Source organism: Streptomyces sp. 2A115 (assembly GCF_052245575.1).
Lineage (GTDB): Bacteria > Actinomycetota > Actinomycetes > Streptomycetales > Streptomycetaceae > Streptomyces.
Window position 1 is genome coordinate 1 of the sequence record NZ_JBQQCG010000049.1, and the last position, 18,619, is coordinate 18,619.

Here is an 18,619-nt window from a genome sequence, read left to right on the forward strand (position 1 = left end):
CTCCGGCGTTTGAGGAGCGGGGGTTCGGGGGCCGGCCCCCGAAACGGGGTCTGGGGCGGAGCCCCAGAGAGATGGGACGGGTAGGGGCGGCGGGGGCGAAAACCGCATAGCGGCCCAGCCGCGGATCCAAGCAGCGCAGCGCGCCGGCAACAACCGTCACCCCAATCCGATCCAGCCCGTCAACGCCCGTACACGTCCTTGCAGATCGCCGCCTGTGAACTGTCCGGATCCCACCCCCCGTACTTCCGACCCAAGGCGCACACATCCGTCTCCACCGGACCGGCGTGCGTCGGCAGACGCGGGACGGTGCGCTGATCCGGCCGCTCCGGCTCAGGCCGCCGCGGCGGATCGGCGGGGCCGCGGCGCGGAGGGGCCGCCGGGGCGGCCGCGGCAGGAGTCGAAGAGTGCGAAGGGGCCGTACGCCGGGGCGCGGACACAGATGCCGAGGGACGCCACGACGGACCGACGCGCTCCAGCGCCTCGCGGGCCGGAGCCTGCACGACCTGGGGCTCGGCACTGCCGTCCGGGCGCGGCTCCGGGCTCGGAGACGGGGCGGACGGTACGCCGGGCGAGGGCGGTCGCTGGACGGTCACACAGCCCGACACGGCCGAGACAGCCACGGCGACCAGGAGCGTTGCTGTGGTCGTGGTTCGATACACCCACCCAACTCTGGTGTGCCCGGCTCGATTTGGCGGGCTGGCGAGCGGAGGATGCCCCGCATGGGTGAACGTCCGGAGGCACACCTCAGCCGCGCCCGATGGGTGCTTCAGCCGTAGCGCTGCCCGCGCTTCAGCCATACCTCAGCCGCGGCCTCAGTCGCCGGTGACCCCGTCGATCCGCTCGCGGATCAGATCGGCGTGGCCGTTGTGGCGCGCGTACTCCTCGATCATGTGGGTGTAGATCCATCGCAGATTGAAGGGCTTGTCGGTGAATCTGCTCTTGCCTTCGGACAGGTCGTCCAGGGCGAAGCGCGCCGCGTTGCGCCGGGCGATCTCGATCTCCCGCTGCCAGGTGCCGTACGCCTCCTCCCAGGTGTCCTCCTCGGTGAGATGGAACTCGCCGTCCCGGTCCTCCGCGCTGTAGTAGATCGGCCCCGGGTCGTCGTCGGCCAGAACCTTGCGGAACCAACCGCGCTCCACGTCCGCCATGTGCCTGACGAGACCGAGCAGGGAGAGTTCGGAGGGCTCGACAGAGGCGGTTCTGAGCTGCGCGTCGTCCAGACCCTCGCACTTCCACGCGAGGGTCTGGCGGTGGTAGTCGAGCCAGCCTTCCAGCATGGCTCGTTCGCCGGCGTCGATCGCGGGTTCGCTGCGTTCAATCGTCATGCCCGCATCATCCCGGAGAGCCGACGGGCCATCACGCTCTACTCGGCCATCCTCTTTTCCGCCGCCCGCTTTCACCGCCCTCTCCCCTCCCCGGCGCCCCGCGCCGCCGGCCGTGACCGCCTCAGCCCCGCAGCATCACGCGCGGCAACTCCCGCGGCCCGTCCCGCACCTCGCCCAGTGCGGGCACCTCCGCGTGGAACGAACCCGCCGCGCACGAGAACATCAGCCGTCCGACCAGGCCACCAGCGGCAGCACGTGCCGCGCCGGATCCGGTGAACCCGCAGCGGCCGGCGGCCCGGTGAGCGCGTCCCGGAATGCCACGGTCGCCGCCCTGTCCAGGCCGTACCGCCCTCTTCCCGCCGAGTTTCGACGGAATCGCCGACTGGCGGCCGCCGCAGCCGCCGTATGCTTCCGACGAGACGCGCGCAGCTATCCCACAGACGTGCGCGGACGTACCCAGACGTGCGCGCCGTAGGCGTAGGCACCCGTTAGAGGAGACCCCTGTGAAGGTCGGCTGCATCGGACTCGGCGACATCGCGCAGAAGGCGTATCTGCCGGTGCTCGCCACCCGGCCGGGGGTCGAGCTGCACCTGCACACGCGGACGCCCGCCACCCTCACCAGGGTCGCCGACACCTTCCACATCCCGGGCGAACGGCGTCACACCGACCTCGCCGAGCTGCTCGCGCAGGACCTCGACGCGGCGTTCGTGCACGCCTCGACGGACGCGCACCCCGACATCGTGACCCGGCTGCTGGAGGCGGGCGTGGCCACGTATGTCGACAAGCCGCTCGCGTACGAACTCGCCGACAGCGAACGCCTGGTGGAGCTTGCCGAGTCGCGGAACACCAGCCTGGCCGTCGGCTTCAACCGGCGCTACGCACCCGGGTACGCGCAGTGCGCCGAACACCCGCGCGAGCTGATCCTGATGCAGAAGAACCGCGTCGGGCTGCCGGAGCGGCCCCGCACGATGATCCTCGACGACTTCATTCATGTCGTGGACACGCTGCGGTTTCTGGTGCCCGGGCCGATCGACGACGTGACCGTGCGGGCCCGCGTCGACAACGGGCTGCTGCACCATGTCGTACTGCAGCTGGCCGGGGACGGATTCACGGCGCTCGGTGTGATGAACCGGCTGAGCGGCTCCAACGAGGAGATCCTCGAGGTGTCCGGGCAGGACACGAAGCGCCAGGTCGTCAACCTCGCCGAGGTCATCGACCACAAGGGACAGCCGACCGTACGGCGTCGCGGTGACTGGGTGCCGGTGGCCAGGCAGCGCGGCATCGAGCAGAGCGTGCTCGCTTTCCTCGACGCCGTGCGCGCGGGCAAGGTGCTCAGCGCCCGGGACGCACTGGCGACCCATGAGCTGTGCGAGCGGGTTGTGCGTGCGGTGGTGGACCGGTCCGCCTGAGCCGCAGCGACCGTACGCCCTCGGTGGCGCACAGGGAAGCCAGGATCAGCAGGGCCGCGTACACCGGCCACGCGCCGAACCGCACGTACGGCGTGACACCGCGTGCCAGCGGCACGTCGTACACCGCGGACGCGCTCTCATCGGTGCCGAGCCAGGAGCCGACACGCTCGCCGCTCGGTCCGTAGACGGCCGAGACGCCGGTGAGCGTCGCGTGCACCATAGGACGGCCGGTCTCCGCGGCCCGCAGTGCCGCCAGCGACGCGTGCTGCTCGGGCGCCCAGCTCTGCTGGAACGTCGAGGTCGCCGACTGCGCGAGCAAGACCTCGGCGCCGTCCTGCGCGAGATGGCGGCTCATGTCGGGGAACGCCGACTCGAAGCAGATCATTGGGCCCACCCGCAGCCCGTTCCCGACGTTCATCACGACCTGCTCGGCGCCCTTCCTGCGGTCCTCGCCCGCCGCCTCGCCGACGGAGGTGGCCCAGCCCAGGACGGAACGGGCCGGGACGTACTCGCCGAAGGGCACGAGCCGCATCTTGTCGTAACGGTCGCCGGTCGGGCCCTGCGGCCCCACGAGCACCGAACTCTTGTAGATGCCGGGCCGGTCGGAGCGGCGCGCGTCGACGTTGACCAGGATGTTCACGTCGAGCTCGCGGGAGAGCGCGGCGATCCGGTTCGCGAAGTCGGGCCGCTGGGCGAGGTCGTAACCGACGCTGCTCTCGCCCCAGACGACAAGGTCCAGGTCCTGCCCGATCAGCTGCCGGGTGAGCGCCTCCTCGCGCGCGAACCGCTTCTCGCCGCCGGTGACCACACCGGGCTGTATGACGGCGATCCGCGTCTGGCCGTCGACGTCCGGGCGCGGGGACCACACCCAGACCGCCGAGGTGGCGGCGGCCGTCGCGACCAGTCCGGCGACGGCGGGGATACGAGCCTGCCGTACGGCGACGAGTACGGCGACCGCGACGTTGATCGCGACGATCAGGAAGCTGAGCAGCCACACGCCGCCCACCGAGGCGAGCCGCAGCGCGGGCTCCACCTCCCACTGGCTCGACCCGAGCAGCCCCCACGGCCCGCCCAGCCCCTGCCAGGAGCGCACGAGTTCCGCCATCAGCCAGCCCGAGGGCAGCACGAAGAGCGCGGCCACGACCCGCCCGAGCGAGGGCACTCCGGCCAGGAACCGGCGTATCAGCCAGCCCCACGGGGCCCAGAGCACGCCGAGCAGCGCCGCCAGGACGAGCGTGAAGACATGCAGGTTCGGCAGCAGCCAGTGGTGCACGGCCAGCATGAAGCCGAGCCCGCCGAGCCATCCGTCGTACATCGCGCGTCGGCCCGTCGGGGCCGAGCGCACGAGCAGGATCCACGGCACCAGCGCGACGTACGCGAACCACCACAGGGACGGCGCGGGGAAACTCAGCATCGGCAGCGCACCGGCGAGCGCCGCCGCGGCACCGCGCCACCCGCGGGAGCCGAGACGTCGGCGCCAGTCAGCGGCGGACAGCTTCATGCAGCGCCTCCCTCGACCCCCCGAAGCACGGTGCGTGCCTCCAGTGTGCGCGCACCCGGACGATCTCCGTAAGGGGGCACCGGCTCAGGTGAGGCACCCTCGTGTCGGGGCGTCCGCCGGCTCACTGGGCCCCTGCCTGCGCACGCGTCTGCGGCGCCCGGCGCCACTTCTCCTGGACGACCACCTCGCGCAGCCGCCAGCCGCTGTGCGTACGCAGCAGCCCGAAGTCGTAGCGGCCGCCGCACACGAAGTCCGGCGCGGAGGATCCGTCGTCGTGTCCCGCGAACCGCATCGGATTGACGTAGTCCGCCTGGACCCGGGCCGTGTCACCCGTGTCCCGCTCCAGCAGCCCGAACCGCAGCCGCCGGTTGACGATCAGGTGCTGGCGCATCGGGAACAGCTCCATGGTCTTCGCGAGCCACTCGGCGATCTGACCGGCATCCCCCTCGATACCGCCCGCCGACCGGTAGTCCGCCCGCCCGTCGGGCGTGAACAGCCCTCGGTACGCCTCCCAGTCCCCGTCGTCGACCGCCACCGCGTACTCCGTGATCAGTCCGTCGACCCCGAGCCGGTCCATCACCGTCGCCAGTTCCACACGCTGCGTCATCGGCTCAGTGTTGGCCACGAGGAGGGTCGCGCCAAGGGGCGCGCAGGGATATTCACTGGCCGTCCGCCGTGCGTACGAACGAATCTGTTCCCTGTGAACGATCAGACTGCTCTTCCCACTGCTCTTCCGGCTTCTCTCCCCACTCCGCTCCCCGAGTCTCTTCCCGAAGACGAACCCATGTACCGCGTCCGCGCCCGCCATACGGCCTCCACGATCACCGTCTACCAGGCCTACCGGCCGGAGATCGGGCTGCCGACGGCGCGGGAAGGACGGTTTCCGGCGGCGTGGAAGCGCGACCGGATGACATGGATCAAGCCGTCGTTCCTGTGGATGATGTACCGCTGCGGTTGGGGCACGAAGGAGGGCCAGGAGACTGTGCTGGCCCTCGAGATCAGCCGGGACGGGTTCGAGTGGGCGCTGCGGAACTCGTGCCTTTCGCACTACGTCTCCGGGCTGCACGAGGACCGGGCCGACTGGAAGCGCCGACTGGGACGGGCGCCGGCGCGGATCCAGTGGGACCCGGAACGGGATCTGCGGCTTCAGGCCCTCCCGTACCGGTCCTTGCAGCTCGGGCTCTCCGGGGAGGCGGCGGCGCGCTACGCGGACGAGTGGATCGTGGGCGTGGAGGACGTGACTCCGCTCGCGGCGGAGGTGCACGGGCTGGTGCGAGCCGGTGAACTCGACCGGGCGCGGGGGCTGTTGCCCGAGGAGCGGCCGTACCCCCTCGACGAGGACGTACTGGCGCGTCTGCGATCGTAGGTGGCCCGCAGATGGATCACGACGTATGGATCACGAAGTATGGATCACGAAGGAGCGCACATGCCTCGTCCCGTCACGATCGTCACGGGGGGCAGTCGGGGGATCGGCGCCGCGACCTGCCTGCGGCTGGCGGCGGACGGGCACGACCTGGCGGTGGGATACACGCGCGACGAGGCCGCCGCGGAGCGGACTGCCGCCGCCGTGCGCGAGGCGGGGGCGCGGTGTGTCACGGTGCGCGGGGACACCTCCGAAGAGGCGGACGTCGAGCGGCTCTTCGACACGGCCGCTGAGCAACTCGGCCCGGTGACAGGCCTGGTGAACAACGCCGCGGTGACCGGCCCGCTCGGCCGGCTCGCGGACACGGACACCGCCGTGCTGAGGCGGGTCGTGGAGGTCAATCTCCTGGGCACGCTGCTGTGTTCACGCCGGGCCGCGCGGGACATGGCGCCCCGGGGCACCGGCGTCATCGTCAACGTGTCCTCGGGTGCGGCCACGATCGGCAGTCCCGGGGAGTACGTGCACTACGCGGCCACCAAGGCGGCGGTGGACGCGCTCACGGTGGGGCTGTCCAAAGAACTCGGCCGGGACGGTATCCGCGTCAACGCCGTCGCCCCCGGCCTCGTCGACACGGACATGCACGCCGCGATGGGGGACCCTGGCCGCCCGGCTCGGATGGCCCCGACGATCCCGCTAGGCCGCGCCGGCGAACCCGCCGAAATCGCGGCGGCCATCGCGTGGTTGCTGTCATCGGAGTCGTCGTACACGACGGGCGCGGTGCTGCGGGTGGCGGGCGGTCGCTGAGGGATGTGTGGCGGGCGGCCGTGAGGAGCAGGGGCCGCGAACCCGCTCAGAAGCCCACCCGCGCCGTAGTTCACGCCGCTTCGACGACCTCGTCGCGTACCGCCGCGGCCCACTCCACGACCAGCAGCTCGTACTCGGCCCGCTCTTGGGCCGACAAGGAACCGCCCGCGCGTATCCATAAGGCGCGGATCTGCTCATTCAGCACGGCAGCAGACCGCGCGGAACCAGGAGTCACGGAGTTGGGGGACATGCGCACAAGCGTAGGGCCAAGGACTGACAGCCCGCTACCGGACGACTACCCATGACGTATGTGGTTGGTCACGCCATAAACGTTTGAGGAGCCACCGAGGGCGAGTGCGGAGCGGTCGACGGCTTGCGCCAGGTCCTGGACCACGTGGGCGGCACGCTGGCCGCAGGGTGATTCCGGCCCGCCTCATTGCTGTTCGGCCCAGCCGCGTGACCAGTCGAGCAATGGGCCCATGGCCGTCACGAGGTCCTCGCCGAGGGGTGTGAGGCGCCAGGTGGTGTCGTCCGTGGGGGTCGCGATGCCTGCCTCGCGGAGTTCGGTGAGGCGGGCCGAGAGGACGCTGGAGGACATGGCGTCGCAGCGGCGCTGGAGGTCGCGGAAGCCGATCGGCGTCCCGTTCTGGTGGAGTTCCCAGATCACCCGGAGCGTCCAGCGGCGGCCGAGGAGGTCGAGTGCGGCCATCACGGGGCGGCCGGTGGCCGAACCGCGCACGGGACGGCCGGGGCGGGGTGCCGTTCCCAAGATGCCTCCCCTCCGCGTCGGTTGCCACGCCGCCGGTTGCTCTCGGCGCCGGGTGCCTCCCCGGAAGCGCCGACTGCCTCACCGAACTGACAACTCCCCGTCCATTCTCGTGCGTTCCCACCCTTGCGCTTCGATTTCAGAAGCGCAAGAGTCGGGAGGCATGAAGCAGCGCATCGACGGCGTCACGCCGCCCTACGAGCCCGAAGCCGAACGCGCGCTACACCGGTGGATGCCGCCCGGCGTCACCCGCGAACCCCTGATGCTCTTCAAGGTCCTGCAACGCCACCCCGGCCTCGCCTCCCGCATGCGAGACCTCGGTGCGGGGTTGCTCGTCCACGGCCGACTCTCCGACGCCGACCGCGAGTTGGTCATCGCCCGGGTCGCGGCCCGCTGCGGGTGCGCGTACGAGTGGGGCGTTCACATGGCCACGTACGCCGAGGCCGTCGGCCTGAGCCCGGAGCAGATCCCCCTGACCGCGACCGGCACGCCGGCCGACCCGGCCTGGACTCCCCGTCAGACGGCGCTCCTCCAAGCCGTCGACGAACTCCACGACACGGTCCGTCTGACCGACGAGACCTGGACCGCCCTCCGCGTTCACCTCGACGAACTCGAAGCCCTGGAGTTCCTGGTCCTGGCAGGCTGGTATCGCACCATCGCATACGTGGTCAACGGGCTGGAGATCGAGCGGGAGCCGTGGGCGTTGGCGTTTCCGGAGGGGTGAGCGCGCCGGGTGGCGTCCAGGCCGTAGTAGTGGACGGCGGTAGGCCTCGGTCGGTGACTCCGTCGCCCTGGCGCAGTGGTCCGGTGCGTTAATCAGGTGCCCGTAACGCCCCGCCCCGCTACGGTGATTCACGTCCAGGTGCGAAGGCTGCGGCTACTTCTCCTGTCAAGAGAGAGACGCGGGTTCGAATCCCGTCGCCGGCTCAGGCCGGTGTCGTCCAGTGGCCCAGGACGCTTACGTCGCCGCCGCCGAGTCCGATCTCTGGACACCGAGCACGGGCCGCCCGCCACGGGGGAATCAGGCGGGCGGCTCTGTCATGTGCGGCGCTTTTCACCTGGGGAGGCGGGCTACCGTCAGCCCGCCGACTCCGCCGCGTGCGGGCTCAGCTCGCCCATGCTGACCAGGACGATGATGAGGATGCCGAGCAGGATGCGGTAGTAGACGAACGGCATGAAACTCTTGGTCGTAATGAACTTCATGAACCATGCGATGACTACGTAACCCACCACAAAGGCGATGATCGTCGCGAAGATCGTGGGGCCCCAGGAGACGTGTCCGCTCTCGCTCGCGTCCTTCAGCTCGAAGAGGCCGGAGGCGAGCACCGCCGGGATGGCGAGCAGGAAGGAATAGCGGGCCGCGGCCTCGCGGGTGTAGCCCATGAGGAGGCCGCCGCTGATGGTGGCGCCGGACCGGGAGACGCCCGGGATGAGGGCCATCGCCTGGCAGACGCCGTAGATCAGGCCGTCCCTGACGCTCAGCTCCTGGAGCGACTTGCGCTCCTTGATCGCCCGGTGCTTCCCGCCCGTCTCGTCGCGCGCCGCGAGCCGGTCCGCGACGCCGAGGATGATGCCCATCACGATCAACGTCGTCGCGGTGATGCGAAGATCGCGGAACGGTCCCTCGATCTGATCCTTGAGCGTGACACCCAGCACACCGATCGGAATCGAGCCGATGATCACGAGCCAGCCCATCTGCGCGTCGTTGTCGCGCCGCATCGCCTTGTTCGTGAGCGAGCGGAACCACGCCGAGACGATCCGCACGATGTCCTTGCGGAAATAGATCAGCACCGCGGTCTCCGTGCCGATCTGGGTGATCGCGGTGAAGGCCGCCCCCGGGTCCTCCCAGCCCGCGAACGCCGCGGTCAGCCGCAGGTGCGCGCTGGAGGAGATGGGCAGGAACTCGGTCAGCCCCTGGACGAGTCCGAGGATGAGGGATTCAAACCAAGACATGAAGTTACGTGATCCAAGTGCTGATGGCGGGAGCGAAGCGAATGGCGGGACGGACGTGCCGTGTTGTCGTTGCTGTCGTTTGCGGTGATCAGGCGCGCCCGGGGCAGCGTAGCGCCCCATGGGAAGCGTGTTGCGACAGGGCCTCCACAGCCGGGACCCCACGACGGTGACCAGCGAGAGTCCGCGACGGGGACCAGGGTGTTGACCCGCCGTGATGCCGCCGCTTACGTTGCGGCGGGGAGTGAAAGCGCTTGCTGCCGTGATGGCCACCTCATGGCGATCGCGGTCGGCCGGCGCCCGCACGATCCGCTGTAGATCCGCCGTCACGTCCGATGGAGTGCTGATCACGTCCATGCGTACCTCCCGCGACGCCACCACCAGCAAGACGACCGAGAACGAGAGCGCCGAGTACGAGAGCGCCGAGTACGAGAACATCGAGCACGCGAAGCTGCCTGCGGTCCCGCTCGACGGCCGTCGTATCAAGGCCGCCCTCATCGGCACCGGAGCCATCGCCTCCGGCAGCCATCTGCCCGCCCTCGCCGCCCTCGCCGCCGAGGGCGAGGTGGAGATCGTCGCCGCGGTCGACATCGACGCCGAGGCGGTGAAGCGGTTCTGCGCGGACGGCGGAGTCCCGCACGCGTACACCGATCTCGACCGGATGCTGGCCGAACAACGCCCGGATCTCGTCTCCATCTGCACCCCGCCGACCCTGCACCGCGATCAGACCGTCGCCGCGCTGCGCGCCGGAGCCTGGGTGTGGTGCGAGAAACCGCCGGTGCCGACGCTCGCCGACTTCGACGCCGTGGAGGCGGAGGAGGGCACCGACGGCGGCCCGTACGCCTCGATCGTCTTCCAGCACCGCTTCGGCTCGGGCGCGCGGCATGTGCGGCGCCTGCTCGCCGAGGGAGCCATGGGGCGGCCCCTCGTGGCGCACTGCCAGACCACCTGGTACCGCAACGCCGCCTACTATGCGGTGCCCTGGCGTGGGAAATGGCAGACCGAGGGCGGCGGGCCCGCCATGGGACACGGCATTCACCAGATGGACCTGCTGCTCGACCTCCTCGGGCCGTGGAGCGAGGTGCGGGCCATGGCCGGGCGCCTGGTGCACGACGTGCAGACGGAGGACGTCTCGACCGCGCTCGTACGCTTCGAGAGCGGCGCGCTCGCGACCATCGTCAACAGTGTGCTCAGCCCGGACGAGGTCAGCCGGATCCGCATCGACTGCGAGCGCGCGACGGTCGAACTCACCCATCTCTACGGGCACAGCAACGACAACTGGCGCATCACCCCGATCCCGGACGCGCCGGTCGCGGACGTGGCCGTGTGGCAGGACTTCGGTACGGACGTGCCGAGTTCGCATCTGGCCCAACTGCGTGAACTCGTCGCGAGCATGCGCGCGGGCGAGCGGCCGCGCAGCAGCGGCGCCGACGGGCGCACCAGCCTCGAGCTGATCACCGCGCTCTACAAGTCGGCGTTCGCGGACACGACCGTACGTGCCGGGGAGATCGGTCCCGGCGACCCCTACTACACGGCCCTGCACGGCGGCGCGCCCGGCTGGGCACCCGCGACGCACCAGGAGGTATCGGCATGACCGCACGCGACGGCCTGCGCATCGTCCACGCCCACGGCGACCGGATCACCATCACCGAACCCACCACCGGCGTAGACCTGTTGAGCTACGTCTACGCACCCGAGGCGGCCTGGGAAGCGCCGAAGCCGTATCTGCATCCGCTCAGGACGCTGGCGGGCAACGTTGTCACGGACTACCGGCCCAACGACCACCGCTGGCACAAGGGCCTGCAGATGACCGCCTCGCATCTGTCGGGGGCGAACCTGTGGGGCGGCAACACATACGTTCACGGAGATGGGTATCTCGAACTCCCGGAGCGTGTCGGGTCGATGGCGCACGTCAAGTTTGACGAGGTCGCCGCGGACGATGCCGACAGTGGCCGCGCGGTCATCGCCGAGCGGCTCACCTGGCACCCGTACGACGGCTCGCTGTGGGCCGAGGAGGAGCGTCGCGTCGAGGTGCACGACGTGGACCCGGCGTCCGGTTCCTGGGCGCTGACCTGGACGACCGCCGTCACCAACCGGCGTGACGAGCCGCTGCGGTTCGGCAGTCCGACCACCGCCGGACGTGACATGGCCGGCTACACCGGGCTGTTCTGGCGGGGTCCGCGTGCCTTCCGGGACGGGCGGATCATCGGGCCCGACAGCGAAGGGCCCGACCTGATGGGGCAGCAGGCGCCCTGGCTCGCGTACTCCGGAGAGCACGACGTCACCGACGGCCACGCCACCCTCGTCTTCGCGCACGCTCCCGAGAACGACCACACGGGCGCGGACGGCACCCATCCGGCCCACTGGTTCGTGCGCAACGAGCCGTTCGCCGCCGTCGCCCCCTCCTTCGCCTTCTTCGACGAGCTCGAACTCGCTCCCGGCGACACCCTCACCCGCCGCTACCGGGTCGTCGTCGCCGACGGTGCCTGGGAGCGCGAGGAGATCGCCAAGTACCTGGCGGAGCACCCGTGGTGAGCGCCGAAGGCCTCACCGGGCTCCCGGGAGGCTTCACAGGCCTCCCCGGAGGTGTCGCTGTCTCGCATCTCTCGGTCTACGACTGGCCCGCCGCCGACGGGGTGTGCGGCGGAACTCCCCATCTCCACCTGACCTGTTCGGAGGCGTACGTCGTCACCGGCGGGCGGGGCGCGGTGCAGACCCTGACGACCTACGGGTACGAGGTCACACCTCTCGCGGCCGGCACGGTGGCCTGGTTCACGCCCGGCACGATCCACCGGCTCGTCAACGAGGACAACCTGCGCATCACCGTCCTCATGCAGAACAGCGGGCTGCCGGAAGCGGGGGACGCGGTGCTCACGCTGCCGCCGAAGTACCTGACCGACCCGGAGACGTACGCCGCGGCGACGGTCATCCCGGCGGACGCGCCCGAGGCGGAGAAGGAGCGGATCGCCCGCGTCCGGCGTGACCTCGCTCTGGAGGGCTATATGGCGCTGCGCGAGGCGGACGGGCCCGAGCCGCTCGCAGCGTTCCACGAGGCCGCCGCGGCGCTCGTACGGCCCCGGCTCGCCGACTGGCGTGAGCGCTGGCGCCGGGGTGCCGAGGCGGCGGCCGCGGCGACGGGGGAGCAGCTCGACCGGCTGGAGCGCGGGGACGCGTCCCACCTCGCCGAGGCCGCCGTGCGGGCCGAGCAGCCCTCGGCGTACGGGAAGTTCGGGATGTGCGGGCGGCTCGACGTCTATCGGGGGACGTGAGCCGGGTGCTATGTGAACCCGGTTCTCGGGTTACGCCGCCGCGGGCCCCGTCACCGTCCACCCCGGGGCCTGCGGGTGGGACGTCAGGTCGTCGTGGCGGACGTGCTCGCCGCACTCGGCACAGGTGACGACCGGGACCAGTTCGTGGCCGCCGGTGTGTCCGGGGCCGCCGACGTGTTCGAGCACCATGGGGCGATCGCCGTCGTTGAGATGGCGGTCGCCCCACGCCATGAGCGTGAGGAGCACCGGCTCCAGCTCCAGGCCGGCCCGGGTGGGCCGGTACTCGAAGCGCCGCGGCTTCTCGCTGTAGGCGACCTTCTCCAGTACGCCGGCCTCGACGAGCCGCTTCAGCCGGGTCGTCAGTACGTCGCGCGGGGCGCCGATGTTGCGGACCAGCTGATCGAAGCGTGTGGCGCCCAAGGTCACCTCGCGCAGGACGAGCAGGGAGTACTTCTCGCCGACGAGAGCGAGCGTGTCGGCGATCGAGCAGGGGCGGGCGTCCTTCATGCGACTCAGTCTAGAGGGTGGGTTGGTTCTTCCAACCCACTGGGCTACCGTGGAGTCACTTAGTGAGTTTGAAAAGCAAACCCATCGACTCCGAGGGGCAGACCATGCGTGACGCAGTCATCGTCGAAGCCGTACGCACCCCGATAGGCAAGGGCAAGCCGAACGGTTCCCTCGCCCATGTCCACCCCGTGGAACTCCTCGCCCACACGCTCCGCACCCTCGTCGAGCGCTCCGGCGTCGACCCCGCCCTGATCGACGACGTGATCGGCGGCACCGTCGACCAGGTCGGCGAGCAGGCCATGAACACCACCCGCTACGCCGTCCTCTCGGCGGGCTTCCCCGAGTCGGTGCCCGCGACGACGGTGGACCGCCAGTGCGGGTCGTCCCAGCAGGCCGTGCACTTCGCGGCGCAGGGTGTCCTCTCGGGGGCGTACGACATGGTCGTGGCCTGCGGGGTGGAGTCGATGAGCCGCGTACCGATGTGGTCGAACGTGCCGGAGGGCAAGGACCCCTTCGGGCCAGGGGTCGCCGAGCGGTATCCCGAGGGGCTGGTTCCGCAGGGCATCAGCGCCGAGCTGATCGCCGCCAAGTGGTCGATCTCGCGCGAGCGGATGGACGCCTTCGCCGTGAGCTCGCACCGGAAGGCGGCTGCCGCCTGGGACAACGGCCTGTTCGCCGATGAGGTCGCGCCCCTGGAGGGCGTGGTGCGCGACGAGTGCGTCCGGCCCGGCAGCAGTACGGAGGTCCTTGCCGGGCTCAAGCCCGCCTACTACGACCCGAACTTCGGTGAGCGCTTCCCGCAGATCGACTGGAGCGTCACCGCCGGCAACGCCAGCCCCATCAACGACGGCGCCTCCGCCGTGCTCATCACGTCGAGCGAGACCGCGGCCCGCCTCGGGCTGCGCCCACTGGCCCGACTGCACAGCTTCGCCGTCACCGGATCCGACCCGCTGCTGATGCTCACCGGTGTCATCCCGGCCACGGAGAAGGTGCTCCGCAAGGCGTCGCTGAGCATGGATGACATCGACCTCTTCGAGGTCAATGAGGCGTTCTCCAGCGTGGTCCTCGCCTGGCAGCAGGAGACCGGCGCCGACCTCTCCAAGGTCAACGTCCACGGCGGTGCGATCGCGATCGGCCACCCGCTCGGCGCCAGCGGCGCCCGGCTGACGACCACGCTCGTCCACGCCATGCGGATGCGCGGCGCCAGGTACGCCCTGCAGACGATGTGCGAGGCGGGCGGACTGGCGAACGCGATGGTGTTGGAAGGCTTGTAGTCGCCGGATACCCGTAGTCGCTGAAGACCGTCAGCCGCCCGGAGGGCTGGATCCCGTCAGTGGCCGCGCAGGTGGTGGCGCTTGCGCCAGGCGACCACCGCGCCCGCGACGGCCGGGATCGCGATGAAGGCCATGGCGATCAGGAAGGCCGGGGACGTCGGTGTCGAGGCCTGGGCGCCGGCGACGACGTAGGCGGCGGTGTTCGGGATCGAGCCGAGGGCCGTGGCGAGGAGAAAGGGGAGGTAGCCCATACGGGAGACGGACGCGCAGTAGTTCGCGGCCCAGAACGGCACCCCGGGGAAGAGCCGCGCGGCCATCATCGAGCGGAAGCCGTGGCGGCTGAGCTGGCCGTCCGCGGCCTTCAGCCAGCGGGTGCGCAGCAGGCGACGGAGAGCGTCCTGCCCGAGGATCCGGCCCAGTCCGAAGGCGATACCGGCCCCGAGCACGGTACCGGCGAGCGAGGCCCCGAGCCCAAGCTGGGAGCCGAAGAGGGCGCCGGCCGCGAGATTGAGGAGCGGCCGTGGCACGAAGGCGACCGTGCACAGCCCGTACGCCACCGCGAAGACCACGGCCGCCGTGGCACCGTTCAGCTGCGGCGGCCAGCCGTCGGCCAGCAGCTTCTGCGGCTCGAAGAGCAGCACGGTCGAGGCGGCCGCCACCAGCAGCGACACGAGCAGGGACAGGCGCGACCATGGCGAGAGAAGTGCTCTCGTGAAGCGGGCGGCCAGACCTGTTGGTGCGGCGGTGAACTCGAGGGTGACGAGCTCCGTGGCGGTGACCGGGGGAGTGGCCGTGGCGGTGCCCCCAGAGTGGGTGGTGGCATCGAGCATCCGGTGACACTAACTGACCAATGTGTGTGATCGCCGTATGGTTCGTCTTATGGGCCTCACAGCTTTCGGAACGTCAGGTGGCGGTCTGGAGGTGCCGCGCAGTGCCCTCGCGGACACGCTGCTGGAGCGGCTCACCGCCACGTACGCCCCGTCGGCCGATCCGGAACGGGCCGCGTCGACGCGCGCGTACCTGAAGAACATCGCCCCTTTCCTGGGCCTGACCACGCCTGATCGCCGCGCGCTCTCCCGCGCCGTCCTGGCGGGAACGCCGCGCCCCGACGAGGCCGACTGCACGGCGGTGGCACTGCGCTGCTGGCGGCTGCCCGAGCGCGAGTACCAGTACTTCGCCGTCGACTATCTGCGCCGTCATGTGAGGTGTCTCTCGTCCGGCTTCCTGCCCGTGGCGCGCCATCTCGTCTCCACGGTCCCTTGGTGGGACACCGTCGACGCACTCGCCTCCCACGTAGTGGGAGACCTGGTGGCCGCCGACCCGAAGCTGCGGGCCGACATGGACGCGTGGATCGAGGACGACGACCTGTGGGTCGCCCGTACGGCCCTGCTCCACCAGCTCTTCTACAAGAAGTCGACCGACACGGAACGTCTGTTCGCGTACTGCGTCCGCCAGTCGGGACATCCCGACTTCTTCATCCGGAAGGCGATCGGCTGGTGTCTGCGCGAGTACGCGAAGACGGATCCGGAAGCGGTACGAGACTTCGTGGCCCGCGAGCGGGAGCGGCTCTCGCCACTCTCCGTGCGTGAGGCGCTCAAGAACATCGGCCCCTGACGCCCCAGCGGACGCGCAAGCGGGCGCACCTGCGGAAACGCCAACTCCCGCTCGCTGAAAACCATTCGACGTGGGCGGAAGTGTCAGCGATGATCGCCTCATGTTCCGGTATGCCTTCCTTCTCACAGCATCCGCCCTCGCGGATGCCCCGAAGGCTGCCGTCCTGATCACCGTGGCCGCCGGAGACGGCGCCCGAAGCTGACCCTTCCCGGATCGTCCGGCGGACCCCGCAGGGGGAGGGTCGGAAAGTCCTTGGGGTCCCCGTCCCGGCCGACCGACGCCGGGGCCGTCACTCAGTTCGACTGACACATTCGACTGACACTGAAGAGACTTCGAGGTACAGCCATGTCCAAAACGGCTTACGTGCGCACCAAACCGCATCTGAACATCGGCACCATGGGCCATGTCGACCACGGCAAGACCACACTGACCGCCGCCATCACCAAGGTCCTCGCCGAGCGCGGCTCCGGCACGTTCGTACCGTTCGACCGGATCGACCGGGCGCCGGAGGAGGCCGCGCGCGGCATCACCATCAACATCGCGCACGTCGAGTACGAGACCGACACCCGGCACTACGCGCACGTGGACATGCCGGGTCACGCCGACTACGTGAAGAACATGGTCACGGGCGCGGCCCAGCTCGACGGGGCGATCCTCGTCGTGTCCGCGCTCGACGGGATCATGCCGCAGACGGCCGAACACGTGCTGCTCGCCCGCCAGGTGGGCGTCAACCACATCGTCGTGGCCCTCAACAAGGCCGACGCGGGTGACGAGGAGCTCACCGACCTCGTCGAGCTGGAGGTCCGCGAACTGCTCTCCGCGCACGGCTACGGCGGCGACTCCGTACCGGTCGTACGGGTCTCCGGGCTCAAGGCCCTTGAGGGCGACCCGCGTTGGACGGCGGCGATCGACGCGCTGCTGGACGCCGTGGACACGTACGTGCCGATGCCCGAGCGGTATCTCGACGCGCCGTTCCTGCTGCCCGTCGAGAACGTGCTCACCATCACCGGCCGCGGGACGGTCGTCACGGGCGCGGTGGAGCGCGGAACGATTCGCGTGGGCGACCGGGTCGAGGTGCTCGGCGCCGCCGTCGACACGGTGGTCACCGGCCTGGAGACCTTCGGCAAGCCCATGGCGGAGGCGCAGGCCGGCGACAACGTGGCGTTGCTCCTGCGCGGCGTCCCGCGTGACGCGGTGCGGCGCGGACACATCGTCGCGGCGCCCGGCAGCGTCGTACCCAGTCGTCGCTTCTCGGCGCGGGTGTACGTCCTGTCGGCGCGCGAGGGCGGTCGTACGACGCCGGTGTCCACCGGCTACCGGCCGCAGTTCTACATCCGCACCGCGGACGTGGTCGGCGACGTCGACCTCGGCGAGCGGGCGGTCGCGCGGCCCGGCGACACCGTCACCATGACGGTCGAGCTCGGGCGCGAGGTGCCGGTCGAGCCGGGGCTCGGCTTCGCGATCCGCGAGGGCGGGCGGACGGTCGGCGCGGGGACGGTGACGTCGGTCGGCTGAACTCGGCCGGACTCGGCTGAACCAAATGGGTGCCCGCCTCCCGGACCGGAGGCGGGCACCCACTCGGCCGGCGGGCACCCGATCGGCCGCCGAAGCAGGAACAATGGACCCGTGGACGAGCCGATACCCGTGACGCGAGCCGTGGATCACGGGACCGCCAAACTGATGCCGGACGTCGACCGGAAGCGGGCCTGGCTGCTGACGGTCGACGGGGCACCGCAGTCGTACGTCGATCTCGACGAGCCGACGCACCTGGAGTTCGAGTACGCGCGACGGCTCGGGCATGTCCTGGACACCGTCGTGGAGCCGGGGCGCGCGCTGGACGTGCTGCACCTCGGCGGCGGCGCACTCACCCTGCCCCGGTATCTCGCCGCTACCCGGCCGGGGTCCAGGCAGGACGTCATCGAGGCCGACAGCGGCCTGCTGGACCTCGTCGTCGAGCATCTGCCCGTACCCGACGACGCGGGGATCACGCTGCACGGAGCGGACGCCCGCGCCTGGCTCGAATCCGCCCCCTCCAGCTCCGTCGACATCCTGATCGCCGACGTCTTCGGCGGCTCGCGTGTCCCGGCGCACCTGACCTCGGTGGCGTACGCCCGCGAGGCCGAGCGGGTCCTGCGTGCCGACGGCGTCTATCTCGCGAACCTCGCCGACGCCACGCCCTTCGCCTTCTTGCGCTCCCAACTCGCCACGTTCGCCGTGGCGTTCGAGGAGCTGGCGCTGATCGCCGAGCCGGGCGTGCTGCGCGGCCGCCGCTTCGGCAACGCTGTCCTCGTCGCCGCCCACCGCCCCGTCGACATGGCCACCCTCGCCCGCCGCACGGCCTCCGACGCCTTCCCCGCCCGGGTCGAGCACGGGGACACGCTGCGGATCTTCATGGGGGACGCCGAGCCCGTAAGGGACGAGAACGCGGTGCCCTCGCCGGAACCGCCGGACGGGGCGTTCAGCATCGGCTGAATCGAATCGGCCGGCTGGGAATCGGCTGACGGATCAGCTCTCGGAGCGCGCCGACTCGCTCTTCGACGGCACACCCTGCGCCACTTCCCTCGTACGCCGCGTCAGATCCCGTACGTCCGGAACGCACAGGACGGCCGCCGTCACCACGACGACGAGGACGGCGCAGCCCCACAGGGACGCCGTACGCCCGAAGGCGTCCTCCGCCGGGCCCGCCAGTGCCATGGCGAGCGGGAGCATGGCGATCGAACCGAACCAGTCGTACGCCGAGACGCGGGAGAGTTTGTCCTCGGGGATCTCCTGGTGCAGCGCGCAACAACTCGATGAATGTAACCTTCTGCTTCTGTCTCCTGCCCGTCGCGCTTACG

Annotated in this window: 19 protein-coding genes, 1 tRNA gene and 1 pseudogene; 12 read left to right on the forward strand and 9 right to left on the reverse strand. The window is 70.5% G+C overall.

Annotated elements, in window-relative coordinates; genetic code table 11:
• Nucleotides 1-812 precede the first annotated feature (812 nt).
• Nucleotides 813-1,325, reverse strand: coding sequence for a DinB family protein (locus tag ACTWQR_RS33870; RefSeq protein WP_443231032.1), 513 nt, complete (start codon nt 1,323-1,325; stop codon nt 813-815).
• A gap of 503 nt (nt 1,326-1,828) precedes the next feature.
• On the opposite strand from ACTWQR_RS33870, the gene ACTWQR_RS33875 reads away from it, so the two are divergent.
• On the forward strand, nt 1,829-2,734 hold the full coding sequence (locus tag ACTWQR_RS33875) for a Gfo/Idh/MocA family protein (protein ID WP_443231033.1): 906 nt from the start codon (nt 1,829-1,831) through the stop codon (nt 2,732-2,734).
• On the opposite strand, the gene lnt is transcribed toward ACTWQR_RS33875, so the two are convergent.
• A complete protein-coding gene (lnt, locus tag ACTWQR_RS33880; RefSeq protein ID WP_443231034.1) occupies nt 2,658-4,235 on the reverse strand; it encodes an apolipoprotein N-acyltransferase in 1,578 nt (525 codons plus the stop codon). The two genes, ACTWQR_RS33875 and lnt, sit on opposite strands and share 77 nt — an antisense overlap.
• A 121-nt stretch (nt 4,236-4,356) precedes the next feature.
• On the reverse strand, nt 4,357-4,842 hold the full coding sequence (locus tag ACTWQR_RS33885; RefSeq protein ID WP_443231035.1) for a nuclear transport factor 2 family protein: 486 nt from the start codon (nt 4,840-4,842) through the stop codon (nt 4,357-4,359).
• A gap of 177 nt (nt 4,843-5,019) precedes the next feature.
• Here ACTWQR_RS33885 and ACTWQR_RS33890 point away from each other — a divergent pair, with 177 nt between their 5' ends.
• Together ACTWQR_RS33890 and ACTWQR_RS33895 are read left to right on the forward strand one after the other, a co-directional pair.
• Entirely contained in the window at nt 5,020-5,601 is a 582-nt protein-coding gene (locus ACTWQR_RS33890) for a DUF4291 domain-containing protein (protein ID WP_443231036.1), read from the forward strand.
• Nucleotides 5,602-5,661: 60 nt separating this feature from the next.
• On the forward strand, nt 5,662-6,402 hold the full coding sequence (locus tag ACTWQR_RS33895; RefSeq protein WP_443231037.1) for an SDR family oxidoreductase: 741 nt from the start codon (nt 5,662-5,664) through the stop codon (nt 6,400-6,402).
• A gap of 70 nt (nt 6,403-6,472) precedes the next feature.
• Here ACTWQR_RS33895 and ACTWQR_RS33900 read toward each other — a convergent pair whose 3' ends face one another.
• Together ACTWQR_RS33900 and ACTWQR_RS33905 are read right to left on the reverse strand one after the other, a co-directional pair.
• Complete coding sequence (locus ACTWQR_RS33900; protein WP_443231038.1) at nt 6,473-6,652, reverse strand: hypothetical protein; 180 nt, start codon at nt 6,650-6,652, stop codon at nt 6,473-6,475.
• 183 nt (nt 6,653-6,835) lie between these two features.
• Nucleotides 6,836-7,111, reverse strand: coding sequence for a winged helix-turn-helix transcriptional regulator (locus ACTWQR_RS33905; RefSeq protein ID WP_443231103.1), 276 nt, complete (start codon nt 7,109-7,111; stop codon nt 6,836-6,838).
• Between the two features lie 220 nt (nt 7,112-7,331).
• Between ACTWQR_RS33905 and ACTWQR_RS33910 the strand changes: the two genes are divergently transcribed.
• Both ACTWQR_RS33910 and ACTWQR_RS33915 read left to right on the forward strand, forming a co-directional pair.
• Nucleotides 7,332-7,892, forward strand: a complete 561-nt coding sequence (locus ACTWQR_RS33910; protein ID WP_443231039.1) for a carboxymuconolactone decarboxylase family protein — start codon at nt 7,332-7,334, stop codon at nt 7,890-7,892.
• Between the two features lie 123 nt (nt 7,893-8,015).
• Nucleotides 8,016-8,092 (forward strand) — tRNA-Asp (locus ACTWQR_RS33915).
• A gap of 153 nt (nt 8,093-8,245) precedes the next feature.
• Here ACTWQR_RS33915 and ACTWQR_RS33920 read toward each other — a convergent pair.
• Nucleotides 8,246-9,121, reverse strand: coding sequence for an undecaprenyl-diphosphate phosphatase (locus ACTWQR_RS33920; RefSeq protein ID WP_443231040.1), 876 nt, complete (start codon nt 9,119-9,121; stop codon nt 8,246-8,248).
• A 352-nt stretch (nt 9,122-9,473) separates the two neighbouring features.
• On the opposite strand from ACTWQR_RS33920, the gene ACTWQR_RS33925 reads away from it, so the two are divergent.
• Genes ACTWQR_RS33925 through ACTWQR_RS33935 form a run of 3 tightly spaced genes read left to right on the forward strand, consistent with a single transcriptional unit; the run spans nt 9,474 to nt 12,387 of the window.
• Entirely contained in the window at nt 9,474-10,712 is a 1,239-nt protein-coding gene (locus ACTWQR_RS33925) for a Gfo/Idh/MocA family protein (protein WP_443231041.1), read from the forward strand.
• Nucleotides 10,709-11,653, forward strand: coding sequence for a PmoA family protein (locus ACTWQR_RS33930; RefSeq protein WP_443231042.1), 945 nt, complete (start codon nt 10,709-10,711; stop codon nt 11,651-11,653). Before ACTWQR_RS33925 ends, ACTWQR_RS33930 begins: the two co-directional genes overlap by 4 nt.
• Nucleotides 11,650-12,387 carry a cupin domain-containing protein gene (locus ACTWQR_RS33935; protein WP_443231043.1) on the forward strand — a complete coding sequence of 246 codons (738 nt, stop codon included), beginning with the start codon at nt 11,650-11,652 and terminating at the stop codon, nt 12,385-12,387. Before ACTWQR_RS33930 ends, ACTWQR_RS33935 begins: the two co-directional genes overlap by 4 nt.
• Nucleotides 12,388-12,417: 30 nt before the next feature.
• Here the strand turns inward: ACTWQR_RS33935 and ACTWQR_RS33940 are convergent, their stop codons facing one another.
• A complete protein-coding gene (locus ACTWQR_RS33940) occupies nt 12,418-12,894 on the reverse strand; it encodes a winged helix-turn-helix transcriptional regulator (protein WP_443231044.1) in 477 nt (158 codons plus the stop codon).
• 104 nt (nt 12,895-12,998) lie between these two features.
• Between ACTWQR_RS33940 and ACTWQR_RS33945 the strand changes: the two genes are divergently transcribed.
• Entirely contained in the window at nt 12,999-14,168 is a 1,170-nt protein-coding gene (locus tag ACTWQR_RS33945) for a thiolase family protein (protein WP_443231045.1), read from the forward strand.
• Nucleotides 14,169-14,224: 56 nt separating this feature from the next.
• Here the strand turns inward: ACTWQR_RS33945 and ACTWQR_RS33950 are convergent, their stop codons facing one another.
• Nucleotides 14,225-14,998, reverse strand: coding sequence for a TVP38/TMEM64 family protein (locus ACTWQR_RS33950; RefSeq protein ID WP_443231046.1), 774 nt, complete (start codon nt 14,996-14,998; stop codon nt 14,225-14,227).
• A gap of 49 nt (nt 14,999-15,047) precedes the next feature.
• On the opposite strand from ACTWQR_RS33950, the gene ACTWQR_RS33955 reads away from it, so the two are divergent.
• The 3 genes from ACTWQR_RS33955 to ACTWQR_RS33965 all read left to right on the forward strand — a co-directional run bounded on the left by ACTWQR_RS33955 (nt 15,048) and on the right by ACTWQR_RS33965 (nt 18,254).
• Nucleotides 15,048-15,782, forward strand: coding sequence for a DNA alkylation repair protein (locus ACTWQR_RS33955; protein ID WP_443231047.1), 735 nt, complete (start codon nt 15,048-15,050; stop codon nt 15,780-15,782).
• A gap of 345 nt (nt 15,783-16,127) precedes the next feature.
• Nucleotides 16,128-17,297: an elongation factor Tu gene (gene tuf, locus ACTWQR_RS33960; protein ID WP_443231048.1), complete on the forward strand. Its 1,170-nt coding sequence runs from the start codon at nt 16,128-16,130 to the stop codon at nt 17,295-17,297.
• 111 nt (nt 17,298-17,408) lie between these two features.
• Nucleotides 17,409-18,254: a spermidine synthase gene (locus tag ACTWQR_RS33965; RefSeq protein ID WP_443231049.1), complete on the forward strand. Its 846-nt coding sequence runs from the start codon at nt 17,409-17,411 to the stop codon at nt 18,252-18,254.
• 33 nt (nt 18,255-18,287) lie between these two features.
• Here ACTWQR_RS33965 and ACTWQR_RS33970 read toward each other — a convergent pair.
• Nucleotides 18,288-18,563 (reverse strand): annotated as a pseudogene (locus ACTWQR_RS33970) (MFS transporter); the annotation flags it as partial.
• Nucleotides 18,564-18,619 lie beyond the last annotated feature (56 nt).

Coding starts and splice junctions, on each gene's coding strand:
- ACTWQR_RS33900 (WP_443231038.1), bottom strand. CDS start 6,652: ATGTCCCCCAACTCCGTGACTCCTGGTTCCGCGCGGTCTGCTGCCGTG.
- ACTWQR_RS33905 (WP_443231103.1), bottom strand. CDS start 7,111: ATGGCCGCACTCGACCTCCTCGGCCGCCGCTGGACGCTCCGGGTGATC.
- ACTWQR_RS33950 (WP_443231046.1), bottom strand. CDS start 14,998: ATGCTCGATGCCACCACCCACTCTGGGGGCACCGCCACGGCCACTCCC.
- ACTWQR_RS33910 (WP_443231039.1), top strand. CDS start 7,332: ATGAAGCAGCGCATCGACGGCGTCACGCCGCCCTACGAGCCCGAAGCC.
- ACTWQR_RS33890 (WP_443231036.1), top strand. CDS start 5,020: ATGTACCGCGTCCGCGCCCGCCATACGGCCTCCACGATCACCGTCTAC.
- ACTWQR_RS33945 (WP_443231045.1), top strand. CDS start 12,999: ATGCGTGACGCAGTCATCGTCGAAGCCGTACGCACCCCGATAGGCAAG.
- ACTWQR_RS33895 (WP_443231037.1), top strand. CDS start 5,662: ATGCCTCGTCCCGTCACGATCGTCACGGGGGGCAGTCGGGGGATCGGC.
- ACTWQR_RS33940 (WP_443231044.1), bottom strand. CDS start 12,894: ATGAAGGACGCCCGCCCCTGCTCGATCGCCGACACGCTCGCTCTCGTC.
- lnt (WP_443231034.1), bottom strand. CDS start 4,235: ATGAAGCTGTCCGCCGCTGACTGGCGCCGACGTCTCGGCTCCCGCGGG.
- ACTWQR_RS33925 (WP_443231041.1), top strand. CDS start 9,474: ATGCGTACCTCCCGCGACGCCACCACCAGCAAGACGACCGAGAACGAG.
- tuf (WP_443231048.1), top strand. CDS start 16,128: ATGTCCAAAACGGCTTACGTGCGCACCAAACCGCATCTGAACATCGGC.
- ACTWQR_RS33885 (WP_443231035.1), bottom strand. CDS start 4,842: ATGACGCAGCGTGTGGAACTGGCGACGGTGATGGACCGGCTCGGGGTC.
- ACTWQR_RS33920 (WP_443231040.1), bottom strand. CDS start 9,121: ATGTCTTGGTTTGAATCCCTCATCCTCGGACTCGTCCAGGGGCTGACC.
- ACTWQR_RS33870 (WP_443231032.1), bottom strand. CDS start 1,325: ATGACGATTGAACGCAGCGAACCCGCGATCGACGCCGGCGAACGAGCC.
- ACTWQR_RS33930 (WP_443231042.1), top strand. CDS start 10,709: ATGACCGCACGCGACGGCCTGCGCATCGTCCACGCCCACGGCGACCGG.
- ACTWQR_RS33955 (WP_443231047.1), top strand. CDS start 15,048: ATGGGCCTCACAGCTTTCGGAACGTCAGGTGGCGGTCTGGAGGTGCCG.